Origin of the sequence: Microbacterium sp. dk485 (assembly GCF_004570445.1) — a bacterium.
GTDB classification, from domain to species: domain Bacteria; phylum Actinomycetota; class Actinomycetes; order Actinomycetales; family Microbacteriaceae; genus Microbacterium; species Microbacterium wangchenii.
This window is the reverse complement of sequence record NZ_SPQW01000002.1, coordinates 984,877-1,000,500: the sequence shown is the minus strand read 5'-3', so window position 1 is coordinate 1,000,500 and position 15,624 is coordinate 984,877. Positions and strand designations below refer to the sequence as shown.

16 protein-coding genes are annotated in these 15,624 nt (G+C 72.6%); 12 read left to right on the top strand and 4 right to left on the bottom strand.

Translation table 11 applies throughout. The annotated features are described in order from the left end of the window. Nucleotides 1-9: 9 nt before the first annotated feature. From E4V99_RS15690 to E4V99_RS15635, 12 genes are all read left to right on the top strand, one after another. Entirely contained in the window at nucleotides 10-339 is a 330-nt protein-coding gene (locus E4V99_RS15690) for a metal-sulfur cluster assembly factor (RefSeq protein ID WP_135065805.1), read from the top strand. 40 nt (nucleotides 340-379) lie between these two features. After that, on the top strand, nucleotides 380-1,540 hold the full coding sequence (locus E4V99_RS15685; RefSeq protein WP_135117803.1) for an aminotransferase class I/II-fold pyridoxal phosphate-dependent enzyme: 1,161 nt from the start codon (nucleotides 380-382) through the stop codon (nucleotides 1,538-1,540). Continuing rightward, nucleotides 1,537-2,910, top strand: coding sequence for an MFS transporter (locus E4V99_RS15680; RefSeq protein ID WP_135065811.1), 1,374 nt, complete (start codon nucleotides 1,537-1,539; stop codon nucleotides 2,908-2,910). Before E4V99_RS15685 ends, E4V99_RS15680 begins: the two co-directional genes overlap by 4 nt. Before the next feature lie 9 nt (nucleotides 2,911-2,919). Further along, nucleotides 2,920-3,651 (top strand): TetR/AcrR family transcriptional regulator C-terminal domain-containing protein, encoded by a 732-nt coding sequence (locus E4V99_RS15675; protein ID WP_135117802.1) that lies wholly within the window; start codon nucleotides 2,920-2,922, stop codon nucleotides 3,649-3,651. 76 nt (nucleotides 3,652-3,727) lie between these two features. Next, nucleotides 3,728-4,501, top strand: coding sequence for an ABC transporter ATP-binding protein (locus E4V99_RS15670; protein WP_135117801.1), 774 nt, complete (start codon nucleotides 3,728-3,730; stop codon nucleotides 4,499-4,501). A 6-nt stretch (nucleotides 4,502-4,507) separates the two neighbouring features. Next, nucleotides 4,508-7,021 (top strand): FtsX-like permease family protein, encoded by a 2,514-nt coding sequence (locus E4V99_RS15665; RefSeq protein WP_135117800.1) that lies wholly within the window; start codon nucleotides 4,508-4,510, stop codon nucleotides 7,019-7,021. 76 nt (nucleotides 7,022-7,097) lie between these two features. Further along, the gene (locus tag E4V99_RS15660) at nucleotides 7,098-8,042 is read left to right on the top strand and encodes a siderophore-interacting protein (RefSeq protein ID WP_135117799.1); all 945 of its coding nucleotides are present in this window, start codon (nucleotides 7,098-7,100) and stop codon (nucleotides 8,040-8,042) included. Next, nucleotides 8,039-9,052, top strand: coding sequence for an iron chelate uptake ABC transporter family permease subunit (locus tag E4V99_RS15655; protein WP_135117798.1), 1,014 nt, complete (start codon nucleotides 8,039-8,041; stop codon nucleotides 9,050-9,052). Before E4V99_RS15660 ends, E4V99_RS15655 begins: the two co-directional genes overlap by 4 nt. Next, entirely contained in the window at nucleotides 9,049-10,098 is a 1,050-nt protein-coding gene (locus E4V99_RS15650; RefSeq protein WP_240742864.1) for an iron ABC transporter permease, read from the top strand. Before E4V99_RS15655 ends, E4V99_RS15650 begins: the two co-directional genes overlap by 4 nt. Beyond that, nucleotides 10,095-10,910 carry an ABC transporter ATP-binding protein gene (locus E4V99_RS15645; protein WP_245233212.1) on the top strand — a complete coding sequence of 272 codons (816 nt, stop codon included), beginning with the start codon at nucleotides 10,095-10,097 and terminating at the stop codon, nucleotides 10,908-10,910. Before E4V99_RS15650 ends, E4V99_RS15645 begins: the two co-directional genes overlap by 4 nt. 29 nt (nucleotides 10,911-10,939) lie before the next feature. Then, nucleotides 10,940-11,974 carry an ABC transporter substrate-binding protein gene (locus E4V99_RS15640; protein WP_135117797.1) on the top strand — a complete coding sequence of 345 codons (1,035 nt, stop codon included), beginning with the start codon at nucleotides 10,940-10,942 and terminating at the stop codon, nucleotides 11,972-11,974. A gap of 142 nt (nucleotides 11,975-12,116) precedes the next feature. Next, the gene (locus E4V99_RS15635) at nucleotides 12,117-13,715 is read left to right on the top strand and encodes an ABC-F family ATP-binding cassette domain-containing protein (protein ID WP_135065833.1); all 1,599 of its coding nucleotides are present in this window, start codon (nucleotides 12,117-12,119) and stop codon (nucleotides 13,713-13,715) included. Nucleotides 13,716-13,724: 9 nt separating this feature from the next. On the opposite strand, the gene E4V99_RS15630 is transcribed toward E4V99_RS15635, so the two are convergent. The 4 genes from E4V99_RS15630 to E4V99_RS15615 are packed head-to-tail and all read right to left on the bottom strand — an operon-like array spanning nucleotide 13,725 to nucleotide 15,618. After that, nucleotides 13,725-14,537 (bottom strand): SURF1 family protein, encoded by an 813-nt coding sequence (locus E4V99_RS15630; protein ID WP_135117796.1) that lies wholly within the window; start codon nucleotides 14,535-14,537, stop codon nucleotides 13,725-13,727. Further along, nucleotides 14,534-14,737, bottom strand: coding sequence for a hypothetical protein (locus E4V99_RS15625; protein WP_135065839.1), 204 nt, complete (start codon nucleotides 14,735-14,737; stop codon nucleotides 14,534-14,536). Before E4V99_RS15625 ends, E4V99_RS15630 begins: the two co-directional genes overlap by 4 nt. Then, nucleotides 14,734-15,099 (bottom strand): DUF3099 domain-containing protein, encoded by a 366-nt coding sequence (locus tag E4V99_RS15620; protein WP_135065842.1) that lies wholly within the window; start codon nucleotides 15,097-15,099, stop codon nucleotides 14,734-14,736. The genes E4V99_RS15625 and E4V99_RS15620 overlap by 4 nt, the downstream gene beginning before the upstream one ends. A 39-nt stretch (nucleotides 15,100-15,138) precedes the next feature. After that, nucleotides 15,139-15,618, bottom strand: a complete 480-nt coding sequence (locus E4V99_RS15615; protein WP_135065845.1) for a DUF4190 domain-containing protein — start codon at nucleotides 15,616-15,618, stop codon at nucleotides 15,139-15,141. Between the last annotated feature and the right edge of the window lie 6 nt (nucleotides 15,619-15,624).

The following is a 15,624-nucleotide window of genomic DNA, read 5'->3' as shown; positions in this document are numbered from 1 at the left end:
GATCGTTACATGACCGCAACACTCGCTCCCGAGAAATTCGACGAGGTCACCGAGGCCCTCAAGGACGTCATGGACCCCGAACTGGGGATCAACGTCGTCGACCTGGGTCTCATCTACGACCTCGGGTGGGACGACGAGAACGACGCGCTGGTCATCCACATGACCCTCACGTCGGCCGGCTGCCCGCTCACCGACGTGCTGGAGGAGCAGACCGCACAGGCCCTGGACAACGTCGTGGAGCGGTTCCGCATCAACTGGGTGTGGATGCCGCCGTGGGGTCCCGAGCGGATCACCGACGACGGGCGCGACATGATGCGCGCGCTCGGCTTCGCGATCTGAGCGGCTCGCCGCGCGCCCGCGCTCGTCGTAGGCTCTTGCAGTGAGCGTCACCCCCCTTCAGGCCCTGCCCCTCGATCAGTTGCGTGAACGCACCAGCGCGAAGTGGCGGACCTACCCCGACGAGGTGCTGCCGCTGTTCGTGGCGGAGACCGATTTCCCCCTCGCCCCCGCGATCACTCGCGCCCTCGCGGACGCCGTGCGCCTGGGCGACACCGGCTACACCGGGCCGGACCCGGGGCTGCGGGCCGCGTACGCGGGCTTCGCGCGGCGCCGCTTCGGCTGGAGCCCGGACCCTGCCCGCATGAGGTCGACGTGCGACGTCATGATGGGCATCGTCGAGGTGCTTCGCGGCGTCCTGGACCCGGGCGACCGCGTGATCGTGACGCCGCCGGTGTACCCGCCGTTCTACGACGGCATCCCCGAGGCCGGCGGAGTCGTCGAGCGCGCGCCGCTGCGCGACACGGGGGAGGGCTGGGAGCTGGACCTGGACGGCATCGATGCGGCGCTGGCCGGCGGCGCGCGTGCGGTGCTCCTGTGCAACCCGCACAACCCGACCGGCACCGTGCACTCCCGCGAGACCCTCGCCGAGCTTGCCGCGATCGCCGCGCGACACGGCGCCGTCGTCCTCAGCGACGAGATCCATGCCCCGCTCACGCAGCCGGAAGCGACGTTCACGCCGTTCCTGTCGGTGTCCGAGGAGGCCGCCCGCGTCGGGTTCGCGCTCGTCAGCGCCAGCAAGGCGTTCAATCTCGCCGGGCTCAAGTGCGCGCTCATGGTGGCCTCATCCGAGGAGCACGCGGCTGTCCTGCGGGCGATGCCCGCCGAGGTGGAATGGCGTACCGGCCACTTCGGTGCCCTGGCCTCCGTCGCCGCGTTCGCGCCGGAGAGCGACGCGTGGCTGGACGCCCTCCTGGCTGCGCTGGATGAGAACCGGCGGCTTCTGGCCGAGCTCCTCGCCGAGCACGTGCCCGGAGCGCGCTATCGCATCCCGGACGCGGGCTTCCTCGCGTGGATCGACCTGTCGGCACTGGGATGGGGCGAGAACCCGGCCCGCCGCATCCGCCGCGAGGCGCGCGTCGCGCTGCACCACGGCCCGATGTTCGGCGACGAGGGCACCGGTCATGTGCGGCTGAACTTCGGCTGCAGCCCGGAGGTGCTCCGCGAGGCCGTCGCGCGCATCGGCGCGCTGGTGCGCTCGTGACCACCGACACGCGGACGGCGACGGGCATCTGGAGCGCGCAGTACGTCTGGGTCACTGTCGGCGCGCTGGGCCTCATCCTCCTGGCCGCCATCCAGTCGCTGGCCGTCACGACCGTCATGCCGGTGGTCAGCGCCGATCTGGACGGCGAGGCGCTGTACGCCGTCGCCTTCTCGGGGACCCTCGCCACGAGTGTCATCGGCATGGTGGTCGCGGGGGCCTGGTGCGACCGGGCCGGCGTGCTCGCGCCGCTGACCACGGCGGTGGTGCTGTTCCTGGCGGGGCTCGTCGTCGCAGGCCTTGCCGGCTCGATGGAGCTCCTCGTCGTCGGCCGCCTGGTCCAGGGGCTGGGCACGGGCGGTCAGACCGTCGCGCTGTACGTCGTCGTAGCGCGGGTGTATCCGGCGGCGCTGCACGGACGGGTGTTCGCCGCCTTCGCCGCCGCGTGGGTCGTGCCCTCGCTGATCGGCCCGTTCCTGGCCGGCGCGGTGACGGAGTTCCTGCACTGGCGCTGGGTGTTCCTCGGGGTGGCGGGGCTCACCGTCGTCGCGTACGTCATGGTCGTCGCGCGGCTGCACGCCCTCCCGCTGCGCCCGGACGAGCCGGCGCGCGGAGGCATCGGATCGCGCCTGGCATGCGCCGTGGCCGTCGCGGTGGCGGCCCTCGCCCTGGGGCTCTCGGGCGCGCTCGGGGCCTGGGCGTGGGCCGGAGTGGCGGCCTCGGTCGTGGTGATCGTGGTCGCGGTGCGCCCGCTCCTCCCGGCCGGAACGCTGCGTGCCGGCCGCGGACTGCCCAGCGTCGTGCTGATGCGCGGCCTCATCGCCGGCGCACTGTTCGGCGCCGAGGTGTACGTGCCCTACCTGCTGATCGACGACTACGGGTTCTCGCCGACGTGGGCGGGCCTCGGACTGACCGCCGCCGCGCTGGCATGGGCCGCCGGCGCGGAGGTGCAGGGGCGCGTCGGTGACCGGCTCGGCAACGCGCGCCTGACCGGGATGGGGATCACGATGCTGGTGGCGGCGACCACGGCGGCCTTCCTCACGACGGTGCTGCACCTGCACCCCGGTGTCCTGATCGCCGGGTGGGCGCTGGCGGGAGCGGGTATGGGGCTGATGTACTCGCGGCTGACCGTTCTGACGCTCGCCTACTCGACGCCGCAGACCCAGGGCTTCTCCTCATCCGCCCTGTCGATCTCCGATGCGCTGGGCTCGGCGATGACGATCGCCATGATGGGCCTGGTCTTCACCGCGCTGGCCGGGTCGGGCCTGGGGTTCCCCGCCGTGTTCGCGATCGCGACGGCGCTCGCCCTCCTGGCCCTGGTCCCCGGACTCCGGCTCGGGCATGCGCGCGAGCTCCGCGGGGGCCGAGGATAGGCTGCCACGATGACCGAGCGATCCACGGGCGCGCCTCTCCCGCGCGGGCTGCGCCAGGCCTGGGGGCTGGACACGACGGCCGGCCGGCCGGGACCGAAGGCGATGCTGAGCCTTGCCGGCATCGCAGCCTCGGCGATCGCGCTGGCCGATGCCGAGGGGGCTGAGGCGCTGTCCCTGGGGCGGATCGCCGAGCGGCTGGGGGTGACCACGAACGCCCTGTACCGGTACGTCGACTCCCGCGACGACCTGGACGTCATCGTGCACGACCACGCGCTCGGCGCTCCGCCGCGCATTCCGGAGGGCGCGGACTGGGTGGAGGCGGCGGCTGCATGGTGCCGCGCCCTGCGGGACAGGTACGCACGCCACCCGTGGCTCAGCGACATGCGCGTCCGCATCCCGTTCGCGCCCCACTCGCTCGCGTGGCTGGAGGATCTCCTCGAGCGCCTGGAGGGCAGCGGGCTCGGTGACCGGGAGAGGCTGCAGGCCGCCGGACTCCTGGACGGATATGTGCGCACGCGCGCCGGCGCGGCCCGCGATCTCCTGCGGGCAGACGCCGGCACGCCCGACGCGGGCGAGGTCATCGAGCGGATCGGACCCGACCTCTTCGCGGCGCGTGTCCCGCGAGTGGCCTCCCTCATCTCCGCCGGCCTGTACCGCACTCCGCACGAGGTCGCGGAGGAGGACTTCGAGTTCGGGCTGGACCGGATCCTCTCCGGGCTCCGCCGACTCGCCGGCGGCTGACGCCCCTCTTCCCGCGCACATCCGATCTGTGTACGCTACGAACTGTTCGTAGTGATCACAGATCGGGGAACGCGGCATGAGCGCGACGGCGACGAGCGAGCGGGGAGCAGGTGCCACCCCGGTGGCGCTGGAGCAGATCACCAAGACCTACGGTGCGGGCGCCGGCACGGTGCGGGCTCTGGACGGGGTCAGCCTCGTGCTGCCGGAGGGCTCGTTCACCGCGGTGATGGGGCCGTCCGGATCGGGCAAGAGCACGCTGCTGCACTGCGCGGCGGGACTGGATGCGCCGACGACCGGCCGCGCCGTCCTGGTCGGGCAGGACCTGACCGGGCTCTCGGAGGACGCGCTGACCCGGTTGCGCCGGGATCACGTCGCATTCGTGTTCCAATCCTTCAACCTCATCCCCACCCTGACGGCCGCGCAGAACGTCGCCCTCCCCGAGATCCTCGCCGGCCGCCGGCCCGACGAACGCGCCATCGACGCCGCCCTGGACCGCGTCGGGCTGGCCGACCGGTGGCGCCACCGCCCGAGCGAGCTCTCCGGTGGGCAGCAGCAGCGCGTGGCGATCGCGCGGGCGCTGGCAGCCAGGGCGGCGGTCCTGTTCGCCGACGAGCCCACCGGCGCCCTGGACACGCGAACAGCCGCCAGCATCCTCGAGCTGCTGCGCGCAGCCGCCGTCGAGGACGGGCAGACGATTCTGATGACCACGCACGACCCGGTGGCCGCCTCCTCCGCCGACACCGTGATCTTCCTCGTCGACGGGCGAATCGTGGAGCAGATGACCCGGCCCTCCGCCGACCGGATCGCAGCCCGCCTCTCCCACCTGTCCTCCGACGAGAGGGCGCGGTGATCCCGCATGCTCACTCTCATCCTGGCGGGTCTGCGTCAGCGCGCCGCTGCCGTCGTCTCGATCGTCATCGCGGCAGGGCTCGGCTCGGCGCTCATCGTGCTCAGCGGAGCCATGTTCGAAACCGGCATCCGACTCGCCGCGCCACCTGAGCGCGTCGCCGGTGCCGACCTCGTGCTCATCGGCTCCCCGAGCTACGCGATGCTCGACGCGGAGGGGCGACTCACGACCGATCTGCGCCCATTCCCCGAGCGGCACCGGCTTCCGGAAGAGTTCGTCGCCGACGCCGCGCAGCTGGACGGCGTCGAGCAGGCCGTGCCCGTCCGGTTCTTCGACGCCGTCGTCCGCACCCCCGAGCGTGCCGTCACGACGGCCGGACAGAACTGGGCCTCGGCCCCCGTGAGCGGTCTGGAGATCCCGCGCGGTTCGAAGCCCGGCGCCGGCGAGGCGGTCCTCACGGCGGCGGCCGCCGCATCGCTGGGCGTGGAAGCGGGCGACCGCCTCACCGTGACGGTGGCGGGTCGAACCGGCGCCGTCGAGGTCACGACGGTCATCGGTGACGCCGCACACGCGTCGACGCTGTTCCTCGGCGACGCGGCGCTGCCGGATGAGGGCATCGACGCGCTCGGTGTCGTTCGGTCCGACGGCGCGGCGGAAGCCGACGTGCGCGCGGCGCTGGAGTCGCACTTCGCCGATGTGCGCGTGCTGACCGGCGAGGGGAGGGGCGCCGCGGAGGACCCCGCCGTGTCCGCCGCGCGCACGCCGACCATCGTGATCGGAGCGGTCTTCGGCGGCATCGTGCTGACGGTGCTGGCCACCGTCGCATCCGGGATCGTCGCGCTCTCGGTGCGCCAGCGTGGCCGCGAGATCAGTCTGCTCCGCGCCACCGGTGCCACCGGACGCCAGGCGCGCGCGCTGCTGGTGGGCGAGGCGTCCCTCGCCGGGATCGTCGGAGCGCTCATCGGACTCGCCCTCGGCGTCCCGCTCGCGCACGGCCTGTTCGCCGCCATGCGGGCGTGGGGTGTCGTGCCGGGCATCCTGCAGCTGCGCGTGGGGGTGATCCCCTTCGCGATCGCACTGGTCACCACCACGGCGGTGGTCTGGTTCGCCGCGCGCCTGGCCGCCCGCCCCGCGCGCCGGGCACGCGCGATCGACGCGATGAGGGAAGCGGAGCTTCCGCGAGCCCGTGTCGGGTTCGTCCGGTGGCTCCTGGGGCTCGTGTTCGGTGGTGGCGCGGTGGCCCTGGCGATTCTCACGTGCTTCTTGCCGCCGTCGCTGGTCTCCGCCACCGCGGGCCCCGCCGTGCTGGCCGGGGCGATCTCGGCGTCGTTGCTGGCCCCCGTGCACCTGCGCCTGGGGAGGCTCGTGCTGCGCCCGGTCATCGGGGGACTCGACCGCGGGCTGGGCGGCCTGGCCGGTGTCAACGTCCGATCCCGCATCGCCACCTTCTCCACGGTGACCGGCGCGGCCGCCCTCGTGGTCGGGATCGGGGCGGGGAACCTGGTCTCGCAGGCGATGATCACCACCGCGGCCGCGCGGGCGCAGGTGCAGACCATCTCCGCCGAGGTCGTCGCCTGGGGGCCCGCCGGGACCGCCGCCGAGCTCGCCGATGACATCGCGGCGCTGCCCGAGGTGGACGCCGTCAGCCGCTTCGTCGCGTCCGGCGGCTGGATCGAGCAGCCGCACGATCCCTCCCATCCCGACCGTCCGTGGCCGCTGCGAGGGCTCGACGGTGCGGGGGTCCCGTACGTGCTCGCCAACGAGCTCGTGGCGGGCGACTTCACCGACCTCACGGGCCGCACCCTCGCGCTGCCCGCGACCACCGCCACGGAGCTGGGTGTGGCCATCGGCGACACCGTCGACTTCCGGTTCGGGGACGGCGCCGCCGCCGAACTCCGCATCGTCGCCACATACGACGACCTGCCCGGATACGAGCATCTTCTCCTGCCCGCCGACCTGCTCGCCGCGCACACCACCGCGCGCGTCGCGGAGACGGTGCTGATCGCAGGGAGTGAGGGAACCACGCCGGCCGCGCTCCATGCGGCGGTGGAAGGGGCCGTCGCCGAGCAGCCGGCCGTCGCCGTGGGCGACCGCGCCGCCCTGGAGAACGCTCTCCAACAGGGTCTCAACGTCAACGCCCTCATCAACGGCCTGATGATCCTGGTCGTCCTGGCTTACGCGATGATCGCCGTCATCAACACCGTCGCCGTCTCGACGCTCGGCAGGCGGCGGGAATTGGCGATGATGCGCCTCACCGGCGCCACCCAGCGTCAGGTCACCGCGGTCCTCCTCATCGAGACCGGCCTCGCGGCCGGCACGGGGCTCGGCGTCGGCCTGGTCGTCGCGTGCGCGGCGATCCTGCCCACCGCCCTCGTCGTCGGGGCACACCTGTTGGCACCCCTGCCGCTGGCGATCCTCGTCGCCGTGGGCGTGGCCGTGGCGGCGATCACCCTGCCGATCACGGCGGTCGCGGCCCGGCGCGGGATGGCAGGGCGGCCCACGGACGCCATCGCGCGGTCGTGACTTGAGACCCTGCCTGACTTCTCGATGTCGAGAGGACGCCTTGGCAGTCGAGGGCAGGTAAGGCTAGCCTAACGTTGTGACTTCTCCGGCTGACGTGCTCGTCCGTCCCGCGTACCGCCCGTATCTCGCGCGCGTCGCGGGCGTCCGCCGGCTCTCGCCCGCGTTCCTCCGGGTGACCTTCACGAGCCCCGACTTCGCCCACGTCGGCACCGCACGCCTCGATCAGCGCGTCAAGCTCGTCCTGCCGCGGCCGGACGGGTCGCTGTGCGACGTGGGGCAGACCGACCCCGAGATCATCGCCGCGGGCACGTGGTACCAGAGGTGGCGCGACCTGCCCGCGCACGAACGCGGCCCGTTCCGGACCTACACGATCGGGCGCACCGACCCCGATGCGGGCGAGGTGGACATCGACTTCGTCCTGCACCACGATGCCGGCCCCGCCGGGTCCTGGGCGGAGCGGGCCGCCGTGGGCGACGAGATCGTCCTGGTCGGTCCGGACGAGCGCAGTGAGCAGCGCCGGCTGGGGATCGACTGGCACCCTGGGACGGCGCGCCGGCTGCTGCTGGCCGGCGACGAGACCGCCGTGCCTGCGATCGGTGCGATCGTGGGCGCGCTCGGGGACGACGTGGACGCCGACGTCTTCGTGGAGGTGCCGACCTCGGCGGACGTGCTGACGTGGACGGTCCCCGCCCGCACGCGCGTGCGCTGGATCGGCCGCGACGGGGCCGATCACGGTGTGGGACTCATCGACGCCGTGAGCCGGTGGTGCGCGGGCAACCCGGACTGCCTGGAGCGCGCAGCCGCGCCGCGTCCCGAGGTCCTCGCCGACATCGATGTGGACCGCGATCTGCTGTGGGATGCGCCGGAGGACGGCGAAGGGGAGTTCTACGCCTGGATCGCGGGCGAGGCTGCGACCGTCAAGACGCTGCGGCGCATGCTCGTCAGCGCGCACGGTGTGGACCGCAAGCGCGTCGCCTTCATGGGCTACTGGCGCCTGGGACAAGCCGAACGGCAGGAATGAGCGCCACCGCCCGTCAGCGCCGGGCGCGATCGGCCGCGGGAGGAGCGATCGTCCTGCTCGTGGTCATCGTCGCGGCGAGCCTCATGATCGGCGCTCGCCCGGTGCCCCCCGCCGTCGTATGGGAGGCGTTCGTGCGCCCTGACATGTCCCTCCCGGACCACGTCGTGATCCTCACGCAGCGGCTGCCGCGAACCGTGATCGGGATCGTCGCGGGAGCGGCGCTGGCCGTCGCCGGGACGCTCATGCAGGGGCTCACGCGTAATCCGCTCGCCGACCCGGGGCTGCTCGGCGTCAACGCCGGCGCCTCCGTCGCCGTCCTCGCGGCCATCACGCTGCTGGGCATCACGCAGCCCGCCGGCTTCGTGTGGTTCGCATTCGGCGGCGCTGCGGCCGCCGCGATCGTCGTCGCTCTGATCGGCACGCGCGGCCCCGAAGCGGGCAACCCCGCCAAGCTCGCCCTGACCGGCGCGGCCGTGACAGCCGGGCTCACCGCCGTCACGACCCTCATTCTCACGACCTCCGTCCTCGCCCTCGACGTCTACCGGTACTGGTCGGTCGGCGGCCTCACCGCGCGGGGCCTGGACACCGTCGCCGTCGTGGCGATCCCCGTGGTGGTGGGGGCGGTCATCGCCTTCGCGAGCGCGCGCGGCCTGGACATGATCGCGATGGGCGAGGCGACGGCATCCGGACTGGGCGCGCATGTCGGCCGGACCCGCGCGCTCGGCGTCATCGCCGCCGTCCTGCTGTGCGGCGCCGCGACGTCCATCGCGGGACCCATCGTCTTCCTCGGACTCGTCGTCCCGCACGCGCTGCGGGCGATCGTCGGCTCCGATTACCGCCGCCTCCTCCTGATCGCGGCGCCCGCGGGCGCGGCGCTGCTCGTCCTCGCCGACATCGTCGGGCGGGTCATCGCACCGCCCGGGGAGATCCAGGCGGGCCTCGTGGTCGCCTTCCTCGGCGCGCCGGTGCTCATCGCGCTCGTCCTGCGCCGCCGGCAGGTGGCGCTGTGATCGCCCCCGCGGTCGGACGCACGCTCACCGCCGGCCCGCTCGAACGCGTGCGCCGGCGCCGGACCCGGCGCAGCCGCGTGGTGGTGGGCGCCCTGGTCCTGGTGACCCTCGCGCTCGTCGTGATCGCGCTGTCGACGGGGGACTACCCGCTCTCGCTCGCGCAGCTGTGGCGCACCGTGTGGGGCGGCGGCGAGCGCGTGGAGGAGTACGTGCTGTTCCAGGTGCGCGCCCCGCGCGTGGCGATGGCCGTGGCCGTCGGCGCGTGCCTCGGGGTGGCCGGCGCGCTCCTGCAGGCGCTGCTGCGCAATCCGCTCGCCAGCCCCGACCTGCTCGGCGTCAGCGGCGGCAGCAGCGTCGCGGCGGTGTTCGTGCTGCTCGTGCTGGGGATCACCGGACCCGTCCTCGCCGTCGCGGCGTTCGCCGGCGGTCTCGCCGTGGCGATCCTGCTGCTGTGGGCGGCGCGGCGATCCGGAGAGGGCGGGTTCCGGCTCATCCTCGCCGGCATCGGCATCTCCTTCCTCACGGTGTCCATCACGGGGTACCTCATGGTGCGCGCACAGGTGGAGCTCGCCGCCTCGGCGCTGGTGTGGATGACCGGTTCGCTCTCGGCCACCGCGTGGTGGCACGTGGCGGTGATCGTCCTCGTCGGCGTGCTCACCCTGCCGGCCGTCCTGGCTGCCGCGCGCTGGCTGCCCATCACGCAGCTGGGCGCCTCGGCGGCGTCGGGTCTGGGCGTGCGGCCTGAGACCGCGCGCCTCGTCACGGTCGTCGCGGCGGTGCTGCTCACGGCGGTCACGTGCGCGTTCGCCGGCCCGATCTCGTTCATCGCACTGTGCGCACCCGCGATCGCGCGGCCGCTGCACGGTCACGGCGCGATCGCGATCGGCTCGAGCGCGCTCGTGGGGGCGACCCTGCTCACGGCCGCCGACCTCGTGGCGCAGTTCGCGCTGCCGGGCTACTCCCTGCCGGTGGGTGTGGTCACCGGTGCGCTGGGGGCGGTTTTCCTCCTGTGGATCCTCGCGACCTCGAAAGGACGCCAATTGTGAACGCCGCACCCGTCCTGCGCGCGCGTGCCCTGACGGCCGGCTATCCCGGCCGCCGCGTGCTGCACGACCTCGATCTGGAGATCACCCCCGGGCGCGTCACGATGATCATCGGCGCGAACGCGTCGGGCAAGTCGACGCTGCTGGGCGCACTCGCGCGCCTCAACGCGCCCTCGGCCGGAACCGTGGAGCTCGACGGCGTGGATGTCGCGGGCATCCCGAGGCGCGCGTTCGCCCAGACCGTCGGGCTGCTGCCGCAGCAGCCGATCGCCCCCGACGGCATCACGGTGGCCGAGCTGGTCTCGCGCGGCCGACACCCCCACCGCGGCGTGTTCCAGCGCTGGAGTGCGCAGGACAGCCAGCGCGTCGACGACGCGATGGCGAAGACGGGCCTGACCGATCTGGCCGACCGCTCCATCGGCGACCTGTCCGGGGGGCAGCGCCAGCGGGTGTGGATCGCCATGGCGCTGGCACAGAACCCCCGCATCCTGCTGCTGGACGAGCCGACCACGTTCCTGGACCTGAGTCACCAGCTCGAGGTGCTCGACCTGCTCGTCCAGCTGAACCGGACCGAGGGGACGACGATCGTCGTCGTCCTGCACGAACTCAACCTCGCGGCCCGCTACGCCGACGACCTCGTCGTGATGTGCGAAGGGCGCATCGTCGCCCACGGCGCCCCGGCCGACGTGCTGACGACCGACGTGGTCGCGACCGCGTTCGCGCTGGACGCGCTCGTCATGCCCGATCCGCTCACCGGTACGCCCCTGGTCGTGCCGGTCCCCGGCGGGGCGCACGCGCACCCCGATCCGCGATGAACCCGATGAACCCGATGAAAGGAACACCCATGACCCGCTTCTCCCGCAGGCTGGCAGCCCTCGCTGCCACCGGAGCCGTCGGAGCGCTCGTCCTGGCCGGTTGCGCCTCGGCTGCGCCGCAGTCCGCCACGTCCGCCGGCAGCGCGGGCGACTCGGAGGCCTTCCCCGTCACGATGGAGCACATGTACGGGACGACGACTCTCGAGTCCGCCCCCGAGCGGATCGCGACGTGGGGATGGGGCGCGACCGACGCCGTGCTGGCGCTGGGCATCGTCCCGGTCGCGATCTCCTCGATGGACTACGGCGGGGGAGAGGACCGCATCACGCCGTGGGTCGAGGACAAGATCGATGAGCTCGGCGGCGAGACCCCCGTCATTCTGGACAACGCGACGTACGAACTGTCGGTCGAGGAACTGCTCGCGGCCGACCCCGACGTGCTCATCGCCCCCTACTCGGGGTTGACGCAGGAGGAGTACGACGCGGTCACCGGCGCCGGCATCCCCGTCGTCGCGCCCGAGGAGGCGCTGTGGGCCACGCCGTGGCGCGACGTCGTGACCGAGACCGGCACGGCACTGGGCATGGCGGACGAGGCGCAGCAGGTGCTCGACGACCTCGACGCGCAGATCGCCGAGGCCGCCGCCGAGCACCCCGAGTTCGAGGGCACCTCGATCGCCTACGCCGCGGACGACGTCGACACGTTCTACCTCTACCTCCCCTCCGACGCGCGGGTGGAGATCCTCGAGGACCTCGGCTTCGTGACGGCCGACACCGTCACGGCGATGGACACCGGGGAGTCGACCTTCTACACGACGGTGAGCGCGGAGAACCTCGACGCGATCGACGCGGAGGTCATCTTCACGCAGACCGACTCCGAGGAGCAGCTGCAGACCTTCCTCACCTCCGACCGCACGCGCATCATCCCGGCCGTCCAGAAGGGCGCGGTCGCCGCGATCGTCGGCGAGGAGAACGTCGCGGCGATCTCCCCGACCGCTCTGACCATCCCGTGGATCCTGCCGCGCATGGTCGAGCAGCTCGCCGAGGCCACCGCGGTCGCACAGGGCTGACCCCACGCGCGAAGGGTCCCGGCTGCGGCCGGGGCCCTTCGCGCGTGCGCATCCTGGGAGGAGCATGCGGCGCGGCGACTTATACTAGGGGGCTGACCATCGGTCACCTCCTGACCTCCTCCCTGAAGATCGGACTTCCGCTGTGCTCGCCGTGCACGATCTCGAGATCCGCGTGGGCGCCCGCGTACTCATGTCCGACGTCTCGTTCCGCGTCTCCGACGGCGACAAGGTCGGGCTGGTCGGACGCAACGGCGCCGGCAAGACCACCCTGACGAAGGTGCTCGCCGGCGACCTGCTGCCCAGCGAGGGACGCGTCGACCGCTCGGGCGAACTCGGCTATCTGCCCCAGGACCCGCGCTCGGGCGACCCGGAGATGCTCGCGCGCACCCGTATCCTCGACGCCCGGGGCCTGGGGACCCTGGCCCTCGGCATGCACGAGGCATCGCTGCAGATGGCCGACGATGACGTGGATGTCGCGGCACGGGCCATGCGGCGCTACGGCAACCTCACCGAGCGCTTCGAGGCGCTCGGCGGCTACGCGGCCGAAGCTGAGGCCGCCTCGATCGCGCACAACCTCTCGCTTCCCGACCGCATCCTCGACCAGCCCCTGAAGACGCTCTCGGGCGGCCAGCGGCGCCGTATCGAGCTCGCGCGCATCCTGTTCTCCGACGCCAGCACCATGATCCTGGACGAGCCCACCAACCACCTCGACGCGGACAGCGTCGTGTGGCTGCGGGAGTTCCTCAGGGGGTACAAGGGCGGGCTGATCGTGATCAGCCATGACGTGGAGCTGGTCGGCGAGACGGTGAACCGCGTCTTCTACCTCGACGCCAATCGCCAGGTCATCGACGTCTACAACATGAACTGGAAGAACTACCTGCGTCAGCGGGTGGCCGACGAGGAGCGCCGCAAGAAGGAGCGCGTCAACGTCGAGAAGAAGGCCACGGCATTGCAGCTGCAGGCGGCTCGGTTCGGCGCGAAGGCGTCCAAGGCCGCCGCGGCTCATCAGATGGTCGCTCGTGCGGAGAAGATGCTGTCGGGCCTGGACGACGTGCGTCAGGAGGAGCGCGTCGCGAAGCTGCGATTCCCGAAGCCGGCTCCGTGCGGCAAGACCCCGCTCATGGCGCGCGGACTCTCGAAGTCGTACGGGTCGCTGGAGATCTTCACCGACGTCGACCTCGCGATCGACCGCGGCTCACGCGTGGTGATCCTCGGCTTCAACGGTGCCGGCAAGACCACGCTGCTGCGCATGCTCGCGGGCGTGGACAAGCCCGACACCGGGGTCATCGAACCCGGCCACGGCCTGAAGATCGGCTACTACGCCCAGGAGCACGAGAATCTCGACGTCAACCGTTCGGTGCTCGAGAACATGATGTCCGCCGCGCCGGACATCACCGCGACCGAGGCTCGCAAGGTGCTCGGTTCGTTCCTCTTCACCGGCGACGACGTACTCAAGCCCGCCGGCGTGCTCTCCGGCGGCGAGAAGACGCGCCTGTCGCTGGCGACGCTCGTGGTCTCCAGCGCCAACATGCTGCTGCTGGACGAACCGACCAACAACCTCGACCCCGCCTCCCGTGAGGAGATCCTCGGGGCCCTCGCGCACTACGAGGGCGCCGTCGTGCTCGTCTCCCACGACGAGGGCGCCGTCGAGGCGCTCAACCCCGAGCGCGTGCTGATCCTCCCCGACGGCGTCGAAGACATCTGGGGTCGCGACTACGCCGACCTCGTCGCCCTCGCCTGACGCGGCGGATCACGCGTCGATGAGCGCGTCCTCGGCCTCCGCGTCGCGGTCGCGGCGCCGGGGACGGCGGGTCGCGGCGTCCTCTCGCGCGTGGCGGCGCTCGGTCACCAGGATGTACAGGATGAACGCGAAGCCCATGATCGCGAACAGGATCCACTGCACGGCGTAGGACAGGTGCGGCCCCGGGTCCTCCGACGGTGAGGCGATCGTGCCGGGCGTGGTCGCCGGCGCCGGGTCCTCGGACACCAGCATCCCGTAGGCGCCGGTCTCCAGCGGATGACCGCCGACCATGTCGGCCAGGAGCGGCAGGTTGATGGTGGGCACCTGTCCCTCCGGCGCCGTGCGGCCGGATGTGGGCAGCGGCTCGCCCGGACGCAGACGCACGATCACGGTGGCCTCCCCGGTGGGCGGGGCCGGCACGACGTCGGGATCGGGCTGGTTCTCGCCCGGGGGCACCCACCCGCGGTCCACCAGCAGGCCACGGCCGTCGTCGAGCAGGAAGGGCACGAGCACCTCGAACGCCGCCGTCCCGCCGTGCGGGCGATTGCGGACCAGGACCTGCTCCTCGGCGAGGTACTCGCCCGTGAGGATCACGGGGGTCCACTCGTCGGATGCGGCCAGCTCCCCGCCCGGCGCGAGCACGTCGGCGAGCGGCACGGGCGTCTTGTCGTAGTTGGCCTCCACCAGAGCGAGCTGGCGGCCGCGCTCCTCACCGCGCGAGAACTGCCAGTTCGCGAGGAAGCCGCACGCGATCGCGAAGACGACGGCGACGGCGACGTACGCCGTCCAGCGCACGAGCGGGGGCGCGGCTCGGCGGCTCATGCGCTGGCTCCTTCGGGGGTGAGCGGGCCGACCTCGAGCGGGAAGTCGCGTGCGGCCAGGAAGTCGCGGAGGTAGCCCACGTGCGCGTCGCACGCGACCCACTCCTTGCGCCGGTCGGGGGTGTGGATGCGCGGGTTCCGCCACGTGATCAGCCACGTCGCGGTGTCGCGGCATCCGGCTCGGGAGCACTCGGCGGTCATCGTTCGTCCTCCGGTCCCGGGTTCAGCCGTGGCGTCTCGCTGATCCGGATCACACCCGGCGCGGCCGGGGGAGCGGGCGCCTCGGCGGCCGGCGTGGCGATCTGGCGGTCGGGACTCTCGGCCTCTGCGCGCCGCGGATCGGCCCCGACGTTCGCGATCACGACGGCGATGTAGGGCAGGAAGACCGCCGCCGCACCCAGGACCCACGTGTACCAGCCGTACGGCGTGATGAGCACCATCGCGATGAAGCACGCGATGCGGATCCCCATCGTGATCATGTACTTGGCCAGCCGCGCGCCCGCCTCGTCGCGCGGAGCGCGCGGAAGCGATGTTGCGGAGGGCGTGCGGGGGGACGGTTTCACGGTCCTCCCAGCCTACGCCGGGCCCGCCTGGGCGGGATCTCAGGCGCTGTACGTGGTGGTCGCCGCCCCCATGATGCCGATGAACAGAAGGAAGGGGAGCACCACCAGCAGGACGAACATCAGCACGGTCAGGGCCACGCCCGCCCAGCCGATGATCGTCCCGGCCATCGCCATGCCGTATCCGGCTTCGCCCGAGGTCTTCAGGCGCTTGAGCGAGAGGTGGCCGAGGATGACGCCGGCCACCGCGGCCAGCCCGAGCACGATCGTGAAGGAGAAGACGATGCCCACGATCGAGCACACCAGCGACGCGACGGCCATCCCGTTCGTCTTCGGCCGCGGGTAGGCGGGGACGCCGTAGCCCTGCGGGGCGGAGTAGGGCTGGCGCGCGGGGTACCCCTGCGGCACCTGCGGCGCGCCGTAGCCCTGCGGGTAGGCCGGCGGTGCGTACACCGCGGGCGGCGGCGGGGTCGGCGCGCGGGGGACGGTGTCGTCGTCAGGCGGCGAGGTGGGGTCGCTCACGCGAGG